Origin of the sequence: Streptomyces sp. NPDC007907, from assembly GCF_042959365.1 — a bacterium.
Lineage (GTDB): Bacteria > Actinomycetota > Actinomycetes > Streptomycetales > Streptomycetaceae > Streptomyces > Streptomyces indiaensis.
Map to the genome: position 1 here is coordinate 452,986 of NZ_JBIBKR010000005.1, position 11,198 is coordinate 464,183.

10 protein-coding genes are annotated in these 11,198 nt (G+C 73.1%); 3 read left to right on the forward strand and 7 right to left on the reverse strand.

The window, feature by feature from the left end; genetic code table 11:
* Window positions 1–103: 103 nt before the first annotated feature.
* The gene (locus tag ACFZDI_RS22815; protein ID WP_234847380.1) at window positions 104–1,093 is read right to left on the reverse strand and encodes an NAD(P)H-quinone oxidoreductase; all 990 of its coding nucleotides are present in this window, start codon (window positions 1,091–1,093) and stop codon (window positions 104–106) included.
* Between the two features lie 169 nt (window positions 1,094–1,262).
* On the opposite strand from ACFZDI_RS22815, the gene ACFZDI_RS22820 reads away from it, so the two are divergent.
* Window positions 1,263–2,300 (forward strand): ATP-binding cassette domain-containing protein, encoded by a 1,038-nt coding sequence (locus ACFZDI_RS22820; RefSeq protein ID WP_391252809.1) that lies wholly within the window; start codon window positions 1,263–1,265, stop codon window positions 2,298–2,300.
* The gene (locus ACFZDI_RS22825) at window positions 2,297–3,145 is read left to right on the forward strand and encodes an ABC transporter permease (RefSeq protein ID WP_391252811.1); all 849 of its coding nucleotides are present in this window, start codon (window positions 2,297–2,299) and stop codon (window positions 3,143–3,145) included. Before ACFZDI_RS22820 ends, ACFZDI_RS22825 begins: the two co-directional genes overlap by 4 nt.
* 65 nt (window positions 3,146–3,210) lie before the next feature.
* On the opposite strand, the gene ACFZDI_RS22830 is transcribed toward ACFZDI_RS22825, so the two are convergent.
* The 6 genes from ACFZDI_RS22830 to pdhA form a co-directional block, all read right to left on the reverse strand.
* On the reverse strand, window positions 3,211–4,320 hold the full coding sequence (locus ACFZDI_RS22830) for an NAD-binding protein (RefSeq protein ID WP_391252813.1): 1,110 nt from the start codon (window positions 4,318–4,320) through the stop codon (window positions 3,211–3,213).
* On the reverse strand, window positions 4,317–5,705 hold the full coding sequence (locus ACFZDI_RS22835; RefSeq protein ID WP_391252815.1) for a molybdopterin-binding protein: 1,389 nt from the start codon (window positions 5,703–5,705) through the stop codon (window positions 4,317–4,319). Before ACFZDI_RS22835 ends, ACFZDI_RS22830 begins: the two co-directional genes overlap by 4 nt.
* Window positions 5,702–6,757: an NTP transferase domain-containing protein gene (locus tag ACFZDI_RS22840; RefSeq protein WP_391252817.1), complete on the reverse strand. Its 1,056-nt coding sequence runs from the start codon at window positions 6,755–6,757 to the stop codon at window positions 5,702–5,704. The genes ACFZDI_RS22835 and ACFZDI_RS22840 overlap by 4 nt, the downstream gene beginning before the upstream one ends.
* A gap of 86 nt (window positions 6,758–6,843) precedes the next feature.
* Window positions 6,844–8,343, reverse strand: coding sequence for a 2-oxo acid dehydrogenase subunit E2 (locus ACFZDI_RS22845; protein ID WP_391252818.1), 1,500 nt, complete (start codon window positions 8,341–8,343; stop codon window positions 6,844–6,846).
* Window positions 8,343–9,347 (reverse strand): transketolase C-terminal domain-containing protein, encoded by a 1,005-nt coding sequence (locus ACFZDI_RS22850; RefSeq protein WP_391252821.1) that lies wholly within the window; start codon window positions 9,345–9,347, stop codon window positions 8,343–8,345. Before ACFZDI_RS22850 ends, ACFZDI_RS22845 begins: the two co-directional genes overlap by 1 nt.
* On the reverse strand, window positions 9,344–10,489 hold the full coding sequence (gene pdhA / locus ACFZDI_RS22855) for a pyruvate dehydrogenase (acetyl-transferring) E1 component subunit alpha (protein ID WP_234847388.1): 1,146 nt from the start codon (window positions 10,487–10,489) through the stop codon (window positions 9,344–9,346). The genes ACFZDI_RS22850 and pdhA overlap by 4 nt, the downstream gene beginning before the upstream one ends.
* A gap of 190 nt (window positions 10,490–10,679) precedes the next feature.
* Between pdhA and ACFZDI_RS22860 the strand changes: the two genes are divergently transcribed.
* Window positions 10,680–11,165: an Lrp/AsnC family transcriptional regulator gene (locus ACFZDI_RS22860; protein ID WP_234847412.1), complete on the forward strand. Its 486-nt coding sequence runs from the start codon at window positions 10,680–10,682 to the stop codon at window positions 11,163–11,165.
* Window positions 11,166–11,198 lie beyond the last annotated feature (33 nt).

Sequence of the window (11,198 nt, forward strand, 5' to 3'; positions counted from 1 at the left end):
CTGTCGTTCGGATCATGGCGCAGGGCATAGGCAGCACCTGTGAACGCCGGTGAGCCCCGCGTCTGCGTCATGAGCCATACGACAGACCCTGGGTCGGCCGGGCTCAGGCGGCCCGTGGGGTGATCAGCAGGACCTTGCCGATGTGGCCGCTCTCCTCCACCACCCGGTGCGCGGCGGCGGCGTCCGGCATGGGGATTTCGCGGTCGACGACCGGGCGCAGATGGCCCCCCGCGAGCAGGGGCCAGACGTGTTCGCGTACGGCCGCGACGATGGCGGCCTTCTCCTCCAGGGGCCGGGCCCGCAGGGACGTCGCACTGATCGCGGCACGCTTGGCCAGCAGGGCGCCGATGTTCAGCTCGCCCTTGACGCCGCCCTGCATGCCGATGATCGCGAGCCGCCCGTTGACGGCGAGGGCCTTGACGTTGCGCTCCAGGTACTTGGCGCCCATGTTGTCGAGGATCACGTCCGCACCGGCGCCGTCCGTCGCCTTCCCGACCTCCTCGACGAAGTCCTGCTCGCGGTAGTTGACCAGGATGTCGGCGCCCAGCTCGGCGCACCGCTCCAGCTTCTCCTTCGTCCCGGCCGTCACGGCCACCCGCGCGCCCACGGCCTTGGCCAGCTGGATCGCCATCGTGCCGATGCCGCTGGAACCGCCGTGCACCAGGAGCGTCTCGCCGGGCCGCAGGTGGGCGATCATGAAGACGTTCGACCAGACCGTGCAGGCCACCTCGGGCAGTGCCGCCGCCTGCGTCAGACCGACGCCCTCGGGCACGGGCAGCAGCTGCCCGGCCGGGACGGCAACCTTCTCGGCGTAACCGCCGCCGGACAGCAGCGCGCACACCTCGTCGCCGACCTTCCAGCCGGAGACGCCGGTGCCGATCGCGGCGATCCGGCCGGAGCACTCCAGGCCGGGGTACGGGGACGCGCCGGGCGGCGGTTCGTAGAAGCCCTGGCGCTGGAGGATGTCGGCCCGGTTGACCGCACCGGCCGCCACCTCGACCAGGACCTCGCCCTCACCGGGCACGGGGTCGGGGACCTCGTCCCACACCAGCGCCTCGGGCCCACCAGGTTCGGGAATCGTGATCGCATGCATGCAAGGGACCGTACCCGCCGGCCCCCGGACCGAGTCCGCTCCGTCCCGAGGTCCTCCCCGCCTACGCCGTTCGACCCGTCCCGCGAAACCCCGTGTCCGTCACCGATGAGTTTGCGCGACGGTGAAGGTCTCCCCACGCGTAGCCCCAGCACGCGGAAGGACCCGAAGCATGAGCACGCAGTTGTCCGGCCTGGCGATCGAGACCGCGGGCCTGGTGAAAACGTTCGGCGAGACGAGGGCCGTCGACGGAGTGGACCTGTCCGTGCCCGCGGGCACGGTCTACGGCGTCCTCGGCCCGAACGGCGCCGGCAAGACCACCACCGTGAAGATGCTCGCCACACTCCTGCGGCCGGACGGCGGCGAGGCGCACGTCTTCGGCCACGACATCGTCCGCGAGGCGGACGAGGTGCGCGGCCGGGTGAGCCTCACCGGCCAGTACGCATCGGTGGACGAGGACCTCACCGGCACCGAGAACCTGGTCCTGCTGGGCCGGCTGCTCGGCCACCACAAGAAGGCCGCCCGGGAGCGCGCCGCCCAGCTCCTGGAGGCCTTCGGGCTCACGGACGCGGCCGCGAAGCAGGTCAAGCACTATTCGGGCGGCATGCGGCGCCGCATCGACATCGCCGCGTCCATCCTCAACACCCCCGACCTGCTGTTCCTCGACGAGCCGACGACCGGCCTGGACCCGCGCAGCCGCAACCAGGTCTGGGAGATCGTGCGGGCCGTCGTCGCCCAGGGCACCACCGTGCTGCTGACCACGCAGTACCTGGACGAGGCCGACCAGCTGGCGTCCCGGATCGCCGTCATCGACCGGGGCAAGGTGATCGCCGAGGGCACCAAGGGCGAGCTGAAGTCGTCCGTCGGCGCCGGGTCCGTCCACCTGCGGCTGCGCGATGCCGACCAGCGCGATCTCGCGGCCGGCCTGCTGCGCCGCGCCCTCGACGCGCAGGTGCAGCCGGAGCCCGACCCGGTGGCCCTCACCGCCCGCCTCGGCACGGCGGCGAGTGACGACTCCGCGGCCGAGCAGGCCGCCCGCGCGCTGAACGCGCTGGCCCGGGCCGGCATCACCGTCGACAACTTCTCTCTGGGCCAGCCCAGCCTGGACGAGGTGTTCCTCGCCCTCACCGGGCACGACACGCACGACTCCGCGGGCTCCGCCGACTCCGCCGACCGCTCCGACGACCCGAAGGACGAGGTGGCGGCATGAGCACCGCGACGACGACCGAGAGCAAGGATCTCGCCCCGGTCAGCGCGGAGTCCCTCGCCGCGCTGCTCGTCTCCAGGGAGCGGCCGCCGCGGCCCAGCGCGTGGTCGGCGTCGATGACCTTCGGCTGGCGCGCGATCCTCAAGATCAAGCACGTGCCGGAGCAGCTCTTCGACGTCACGGCGTTCCCGATCATGATGGTGCTGATGTACACGTACCTGTTCGGCGGGGCGCTGGCCGGCTCGCCGAAGGAGTACATCCAGTTCCTGCTGCCGGGCATCCTCGTGATGTCGGTCGTGATGATCACGATGTACACGGGTGTCTCCGTGAACACCGACATCGAGAAGGGCGTCTTCGACCGGTTCCGCAGCCTGCCGATCTGGCGGCCGTCGACGATGGTCGGTTATCTGCTCGGTGACGCCCTGCGGTACACGATCGCCTCGGTCGTGATGCTCACCGTCGGCATCATCCTCGGCTACCGGCCGGACGGCGGGGCCGCCGGTGTGCTCGCCGGGATCGCCCTGCTGGTGGCCTTCTCGTTCGCCTTCTCGTGGATCTGGACGATGTTCGGGCTGATGCTGCGCACCGAGAAGTCCGTGATGGGCGTGAGCATGATGGTGATCTTCCCGCTCACGTTCCTGTCCAACGTGTTCGTCGATCCGAAGACGATGCCGGGCTGGCTGCAGGCGTTCGTGAACAACAGCCCCATCACCCATCTGGCGTCGGCGGTGCGCGGCCTGATGGGCGGCGACTGGCCGGCTGACGAGGTCGCCTGGTCGCTGGGCTGGGCGGCCCTGTTCGTGCTGGTCTTCGGGCCGGTCACGATGCGGCTGTACAACCGGAAGTAGCCCTCGGGACCCGGGCTTTCGACCGGCCGTCACGCATGGTGCGGGTCGGCCGGCCGCTTCGCGCGTCAGTTGTTGCGGGGCAGCGGAGGCATGGGGCGGATGTCCGGTGCGACCTGGGTGGCCGGGGTCTTCCGCACGATCGTGATGAGGCGGTCGGTCAACTCCAGCGTCCCGATGGCGGGATCGTCGTAGCCGAGCACCCGGTGACCGCGTATGACGCTCACGACCAGGTCGGCGACCTCCCGCGGCGTCTTGCCCACCTCGGCCTTGACGACCGGCCGTTCGACGATGTCGAGGCCGCTGCCCTGCTGGATGAGGTCCTCCATGACCATGCCGGCGGAGGGGCTGAGCACGGACAGACCGAGCAGCCGGCCGGCGGCGCTGGCGCTGGTGACGACCGCGTCCGCGCCGGACTGCTTGAGAAGCGGCGCGTTCTCCTCCTCCCGCACGGTGGCCACGATCTTCGCCCCGCGGTTGAGCTGGCGAGCCGTCAGCGCGACCAGGACCGCCGTGTCGTCGCGCTGGGTCGCGATGATGATCTGACGCGCCTTGTGCACCTCGGCCTGCTTCAGCACCTCGCTGCGGGTCGCGTCCCCGACGATGCCCGCGTAGCCCTCGGCGGTCGCGGCGTCGATCACCTTGGAACTGGGGTCGACCACGACGACCTGTTCCTTCTTCAGGCCCGTCGCGCAGACGGTCCGGATCGCCGATCTGCCCTTCGTGCCAAAGCCGATGACGACGGTGTGATCGCGCAAAGTGGACCTCCAGCGGGTCAGCCGCCACTCCTCCCGGGTGCGTTCGGTGAGGGCTTCGAGGGTGGTGCCGACCAGGATGATCAGGAACAGCACGCGCAGCGGCGTGATGACGAGGATGTTGGTGAGCCGGGCGCTTTCGCTCGCCGGGGTGATGTCACCGTAGCCGGTGGTGGAGAGGGTGACGGTCGCGTAGTAGAACGCGTCGAGGAGGCTGATGCCGCCGCCCGCGTTGTCGTTGTAACCGTCCCGGTCGGCGTAGACGATCAACGCGGTCAGCACGAGGACGAACAGCGCCATGGAGAGCCGCTTGGCGACCTGGCGGATCGGGTGCTCGACCACTTTTCTCGGAAGTCTCACCCGATAGGTCACCAGATGCTCGTCGCCCTGGCGGGCGATCGCATCCTGGCCCGGAAGTTTCACGTGAAACACACCCCGATTCCTCCGGACGCCCAGGGCAGGTCGAGCAGTTCCGCCTCCTGTCCCGGACGTGCACCGCCCGGCGGGACCACGGCCAGCGCGTCGGCGGCCGCGATGCCGCGCAGCATGGCGGGGCCGTTGTAGTGCAGCGGCACGGCCTCGTCGCCGCGCAGGACCACGGGGACGAGCCGGGTGTCGTGCGGGTGCCCGTGCACGCCGTCCCGGAGCGGCATCGTGTACGGCTCCGGAGCCGGGCGGGCCGCGAGGATCCGCAGCAACGGCTCGGCGAGCGTCAGCAGCCCGGAGACGGCGGCGAGCGGGTTGCCCGGCAGGCCGACGAGGTGCTGGGTCGGCGTGGTGCGGGCCAGCAGCATCGGGTGGCCCGGGCGCACCTTGACGCCGTCCACGAGGAGTTCGGCGCCGATCCGGCGCAACGTGGGGTGCACGTGGTCGACGGGGCCCGCGGCGGTGCCGCCGGTGGTGAGGAGGACGTCGGCGTCGGAGGCGGTGACGGCCTCGTACAGCGCGTCGGCGTCGTCGCGGATGCGCCGGACGGCGATGACCTCGGCGCCGAGCGCCCGCAGCCAGGGCGGCAGCATGGGGCCGAGCGCGTCCCGGATCAGGCCGTCGTGCGGCAGACCCTGCGTGAGCAACTCGTCACCGAGGACCAGGACTTCGGCGCGGGCCCGGGGGACCGCGGTGACGGTGTCGTATCCGGCCGCCGCCGCGAGCCCGAGGACGGCCGGGGTGACGAGGGTGCCGACAGCGAGCAGCTGGTCGCCTGCACGGCATTCCTGGCCACGCGGGCGGATGTCCTGGCCGGGGACGACGTCTCTGGTCGCGTAGAGGCGGCCCTTGTCGTCGGTACGGCCGTGCTCGCTGCGCAGGACCGCGGTGGTGTCCGGCGGGATGCGGGCGCCGGTGGCGATCCGGACGGCCTCGCCGTCGGTCAGGGACCCGGGCGCGGCGTGCCCGGCCAGGACCCCCTCGTCCCGTACGCGCCAGGGGGCGGGGCCGCAGACCGCCCAGCCGTCCATCGCGGAGGTGTCGAAGGACGGGAGGTCGGTGAGGGCGTCGAGCGGGGCGGCGAGGGTCAGGCCGAGGGCGGTGTCCAGGGGCGCGGAGACGGGGGCGCGGCGGGCGGTCCGGGCGGCGTCGCGGCCGGCGCGTTCGGCGAGGGCCCGGGCCTCGGGCCACGGGGTGGCGCGGTGGTGGCCCCCGGGCCGGGCCGCGGTGTCCGGCTGGGAGGCGGTGCGGGCGCTGCCCTTCTCGCCCCGGGCCGCGGGGCCGGGCTGGTGGTCGCCGTTGCTGTTCCTCACGAGGGCGAGCACCTCCTCGACGTCGAGGTCCTCGGCGTTCTCTCCGGCACGGGCGCCGTGCGGGGTCATCCGGCGTCCGGCCGGGTGTCGGGCGTAGCGTCGGGGGCCACATCGCCCTGCGGGGGCCGCGAGCCGTCCCTGGCCGTATCGCTCTGGGGCTGCTGCGTGCCGTCCGTGGCCGTATCGCCCTGGGGCTGCTGCGCGCCGTCGGCGGAGGGGCCGGCCTCGGACGTGCTCTCCCGCGCCCAGCGCGTGGCGAGCGCCGCGGCCTTGCGGGCGGCCTCGGCGACCGCCTCGGGGCCACCGCCGGCCTGCGCGGCCGCGTAGCCGACGAGGAAGGTGGTCAGCGGCGCCGCGGGCCGGGCCACACCGTGGGCGGCGTCGCGGGCGAGGTCGAGCAGGCCGCGGGTGTCGACGTCGAGGTCGATCCCCAGTTCGTCCTTGACGGCGGAAATCCATTCATCCAACACGTGCCCATGCTCCCTGATACGTGCCCTGGCGGTGGCGATGTCGTCCCAGGTGTCGCAATCGAAGGACGCGACCGGGTCGGAGATGCGGGTGAGGTTCAGCTCGGCGGTCAGACGCCGCAGGGGGAAGCCGGTGAGAGTGCCGTGCCGGCCGGTGAGGAGCGCGAGTTCCGCACGCAGCCGCGGCGCCCGGTAGGCGGCCACGAGGGGCTGGTCCCGGCCGCCGGGGTCGGTCAGCAGCACCCCGTCGGAGCCGCTCGTCCGCAGCGCGCTCAGCAGGCGGTCCACGGTCGGCTCTCGGAGGAAGGGCAGGTCGGCGGAGAGCACCACGACGTGCTCGGCCGTGGTGTGGCGCAGCCCGGCGTCGAGGGCGGCGAGCGGTCCGCCGCCGGGCGGGTCCTCGCGGGCCCAGGTCACGGGCCGTGCGGTCGGCCGGGGCGCGGCGACGACGACGGTGGTGCGGGCGTTGGCGCAGGCCGCGAGCACCCGGTCGAGCAGGGGCCGCCCGCCCACCCGCACGCCGGGTTTGTCCGTGCCGCCCAGGCGCCGGGCGGCACCGCCGGCGAGCACGACGGCGTCATACCGGACGGGGCCGGGCCCATGCGCGGGGCCGGTGGCGGCGCCGGGTTCACCGGGGGGCTGGTAGGCGGTCACCCCCCGAGTATGCGTGCCCCCGCGATCACACGGAACGCGGGGGAAGCGACGCGATCACGAACACCGGCTCGGACGAGGAACAGGAATCACAGCGTCCGCAGCAGCACCGCCGGCTGTTCGACGCAGTCCGCGACGTACCGCAGGAAGCCGCCGGCCACGCCCCCGTCGCACACCCGGTGGTCGAAGGTGAGCGAGAGCTGGACGACCTGCCGCACCGCCAGCTCGCCCTCGTGCACCCATGGCTTGGGGACGATGCGGCCGACGCCGAGCATGGCGGCTTCGGGGTGGTTGATGATCGGCGTGGAGCCGTCGACGCCGAAGACGCCGTAGTTGTTCAGCGTGAAGGTCCCGCCGGTGAGTTCGCCCGGTGTCAGCGTCCCCGTGCGGCCCGCCTCGGTCAGCCGGGCGAACTCGGCGGTCAGCGACTCGGCGTCCCGCGCGTGCGCGTCCCGCACGACCGGCACGACGAGGCCCCGGTCGGTCTGCGCCGCGAACCCCAGGTGCACGTGGTCGAACTGCACGATCTCCCTGGCCTGCGCGTCGACCGTGGAGTTGAGCTCGGGGAAGCGGGCGAGGGCCGCGGTGCAGATCCGGGCGAGCAGGGCCAGGAGCGAGATCTTCGGTCCGCCGACCGCGTTCATGGCGGCGCGCGCCCGCATGAGCTCCGTGGCGTCCGCATCGACCCAGCAGGTGGCGTCCGGGATCTCCCGGCGACTGCGCGCCAGCTTGTCGGCGACGGCGCCGCGGATGCCCTTGAGCGGCGTGCGCGTCTCGCCGGTGAGCGGGGCGCGGGTCTCGCCGGGGACCGCCGCGGAGGGGCGGGAGGCGAGGGCCGGGCTCGGGGTGTGCCGCACCTCGTGCGGGTGCGGCGCGGCCGGCGATCCCGCCGGAGCGCCCTGGGTGTCCTGGCGGCCCGCGGCGCGCAACGCGTACTCCACGTCCGCCCGCAGGATCAGCCCGTCGGGACCGGACCCGGTCAGCTCCCGCAGGTCCAGGCCGTTCTGCCGCGCCAGCCGGCGCACCAGGGGCGAGATCACGGGGACGGGGCCGTCTGCCGAGCCGGAACCGTTGGCCTGGCCGTTGACGGTCGCCACGGGGGCGCCGATCCCCGCCTGTGCCTGCGCCCGCGCCGGGGAAACCGGTCCCGGGGCCGCGGCGGCGTCCGCCCGGCCCGTCGGCGACCCGGCGCGGTCGGCCCCTCCGGCTGTCGCGGACGCGCCGGACAGCGGCCGGTCCTGCCGGACCCGGCGGCGCCGCGCGGGCGCCTCGGAGGTGCCGTAGCCGACGAGGACGTTGCCCGACCCCCCGGAGCCGGTGTCCTCGGCGCCGGAGGCGGGCCGCTCCCCCACGGCCACCGTGATCAGCGGCGCCCCGACGGGCAGCTCCGTGCCCTCCTCGCCGAACCGGGCCGTGACCACACCGCCGTAGGGGCAGGGCACCTCGACCATGGCCTTGGCCGTCTCGACCTCGACGACCGGCTGGTCGATGGCGACCACGTCGCCGACCTCGACCAGCCAGCGCACGATCTCCGCCTCGGTCAGTCCCTCACCGAGGTCGGGCAGCTTGAACTCCAGCACCTGTGCCATCAGCTCTCGGCCTCCCACTGCAGACGCCCCACGGCGTCCAGGATCCGGTCCACACCGGGCAGGTGGTGGCGCTCCAGCATCGGCGGCGGGTACGGGACGTCGAACCCGGCCACGCGCAGCACCGGCGCCTCCAGATGGTGGAAGCAGCGCTCCGTGACCCGCGCCGCGATCTCCCCGCCCGGGCCGCCGAAGGAACCCGACTCGTGGACGACGACCGCGCGGCCCGTGCGTCGCACCGAGGCGCTCACCGTCTCGTCGTCGAACGGCACCAGGGAGCGCAGGTCGACGACTTCGAGGTCCCAGCCCTCGGCCCGGGCCGCCTCGGCCGCCTCCATGCAGACGGGTACGGACGGCCCGTACGTGATGAGCGTGGCGCTGCGGCCGGGGCGGCGCACCACCGCGCGGCCGATCGGCTCGACGGGCGCCGGCTCCTCGGGGTTCCAGGAGTCCTTCGACCAGTACAGCCGCTTGGGCTCCAGGAAGACGACCGGGTCGTCGGAGGCGATGGACGCGCGCAGCAGCCCGTAGGCGTCGGCGACGGTCGCGGGCGTGACGACATGGAGCCCCGGAGTCGCCATGTAGTACGCCTCGGAGGAGTCGCTGTGGTGCTCGACGCCACCGATGCCGCCGCCGTAGGGGACGCGGATGGTGATCGGCAGGGGCATCCTGCCGCGGGTGCGGTTGCGCATGCGGGCCACGTGCGAGATGAGCTGCTCGAACGCCGGGTAGGCGAACGCGTCGAACTGCATCTCCACGACCGGCCGGAGCCCGTACATGGCCATGCCGACCGCGGTGCCGAGGATGCCGGCCTCGGCGAGCGGGGTGTCCGTGCAGCGGTCCTCGCCGAACTCCTTGGCGAGACCGTCGGTGACGCGGAAGACGCCGCCGAGGGTGCCGACGTCCTCGCCCATGACGTGCACGGCGGGGTCCGCGGCCATGGCGTCGCGCAGCGCGCGTGTGAGGGCCTGCGCCATGGTGGCCGGCTTGACGGCGACGGTGGTCATCGGTGCGTGCCCCCCTCGGACTCGGCCTCGGCCTCCAGCTCGGCCCGCAGCTGGTCCCGCTGTTCCCGCAGCTGGGGCGTGGGCTCGGCGTAGACGTGATCGAACAGGTCCATCGGGTCGAGGACCGCGTCCTGGTTCATCTGCTCGCGCAGGGCCGCGGCCATGGTCTCGGCGTCCTGCCGGGCCGCCTCGATGCCGGCCTCGTCGAGCAGGCCGCGGCCGGTCAGCTCGCGCTCCAGCAGCCGGATCGGGTCGTGCTCGCGCCAGGTCTCGACCTCGGCGTCGCCGCGGTAGCGGGTCGCGTCGTCGGCGTTGGTGTGGGCGTCGACGCGGTAGGTGATCGCCTCGACGAGGGTGGGGCCGCCGCCCGCGCGGGCGTGGCGTACGGCGTCGGAGAGCACCTCGTGCACGGCCGCGGCGTCGTTGCCGTCGACCAGGCGGCCGGGCATGCCGTAGCCGACCGCCTTGTGGGCCAGCGACGGGGCCGCGGTCTGCTTGGCGAGCGGGACGGAGATCGCGAAGCCGTTGTTCTGCACGAGGAAGACGACCGGGGCCTGCCAGACGGCGGCGAAGTTCAGCGCCTCGTGGAAGTCGCCCTCGCTGGTGCCGCCGTCACCGACCATGGCCAGCGCGACCACGTCGTCGCCCTTGAGGCGGGCGGCGTGCGCGAGGCCCACGGCGTGCGGCAGCTGGGTGGCCAGCGGGGTGCACAGGGGGGCGACCCGGTGCTCGTGCGGGTCGTAGCCGGTGTGCCAGTCGCCGCGCAGCAGGGTGAGCGCCTCGACGGGGTCCACGCCCCGGGCCACCACGGCGAGGGTGTCGCGGTAGCTCGGGAAGAGCCAGTCGCGCTCCTGAAGGACCATGGCGGCGGCGACCTCGCACGCCTCCTGGCCGGTGGTGGAGGGGTAGACCGCGAGACGGCCCTGCTTGGTGAGGGCGGTGGCCTGAGCGTTGTAGCGGCGGCCCTTCACCAGCTGCGCGTAAAGCGCCCTCAGCAGCTCCGGGTCGGCCTTCGCGGCCGCCTCGGTGCCGAGGACGCGGTACGGCTCGGCGTCGGGCAGCAACGGCGCGGGATCCGTCCGGGGCTGCCAGGCGGGCGGCGGGGTCGGCTTGTACGCGCCCCGCTGCTCCATGACCGTCATGACGGCACCTCCTCGTGGGAGTGGCTCGAAGAGGCGCGTCGGCTGTGACTCGCCTCACCTACCGATTGTTCGGTCGACGGCACAATTTGGCTATGGGTGGCCCCAGGCTGTGGACAAACGGTTCTCCACAGCCTGAGATGGACGCAGTACGTCCATGGTAGGGAGGTCGGCGCAGGTGGCATCTGAACAAATGGCCGAAGGCCAGGACGACAGCGGCGTGCTGCCGCCGCCACGGCCCCTGGACGCCATAGATCAGGACATCCTGCGCATGCTGCAGGCCGACGGCCGTGCGTCGATACGGTCGGTCGCCGAGCGGGTCCACGTCTCCCGGGCAAACGCCTACGCCCGCATCAACCGGCTCGTCGAGGACGGTGTCATCCGGGGCTTCGGCGCCCGGGTCGATCACCAGCGGGCGGGTCAGGGCACGTCCGCCTACATCACGCTGAAGATCGTCCAGAACTCCTGGCGCACGGTCCGCGAGGAGCTCAGACAGCTGCCCGGCGCCTCCCACATCGCCCTGGTGGGCGGCGACTTCGACGTGCTGCTGCTGGTCCACGTCTCCGACAACCGGTCCCTGCGCGAGCTGGTCCTGACCCGGCTCCAGGCGATCCCCCAGGTGCTCAGCACCCGCACCCTACTGGTGTTCGAGGAGGAGGACCTGGAACCGCAGGGCTGACGGCCCCCTGCGTCCAGCCGGCCTTGCGCAGGC

Coding starts and splice junctions, on each gene's coding strand:
- pdhA (WP_234847388.1), bottom strand. CDS start 10,489: ATGACGGTCATGGAGCAGCGGGGCGCGTACAAGCCGACCCCGCCGCCC.
- ACFZDI_RS22815 (WP_234847380.1), bottom strand. CDS start 1,093: ATGCATGCGATCACGATTCCCGAACCTGGTGGGCCCGAGGCGCTGGTG.
- ACFZDI_RS22860 (WP_234847412.1), top strand. CDS start 10,680: ATGGCCGAAGGCCAGGACGACAGCGGCGTGCTGCCGCCGCCACGGCCC.
- ACFZDI_RS22835 (WP_391252815.1), bottom strand. CDS start 5,705: ATGACCCCGCACGGCGCCCGTGCCGGAGAGAACGCCGAGGACCTCGAC.
- ACFZDI_RS22850 (WP_391252821.1), bottom strand. CDS start 9,347: ATGACCACCGTCGCCGTCAAGCCGGCCACCATGGCGCAGGCCCTCACA.
- ACFZDI_RS22845 (WP_391252818.1), bottom strand. CDS start 8,343: ATGGCACAGGTGCTGGAGTTCAAGCTGCCCGACCTCGGTGAGGGACTG.
- ACFZDI_RS22820 (WP_391252809.1), top strand. CDS start 1,263: ATGAGCACGCAGTTGTCCGGCCTGGCGATCGAGACCGCGGGCCTGGTG.
- ACFZDI_RS22825 (WP_391252811.1), top strand. CDS start 2,297: ATGAGCACCGCGACGACGACCGAGAGCAAGGATCTCGCCCCGGTCAGC.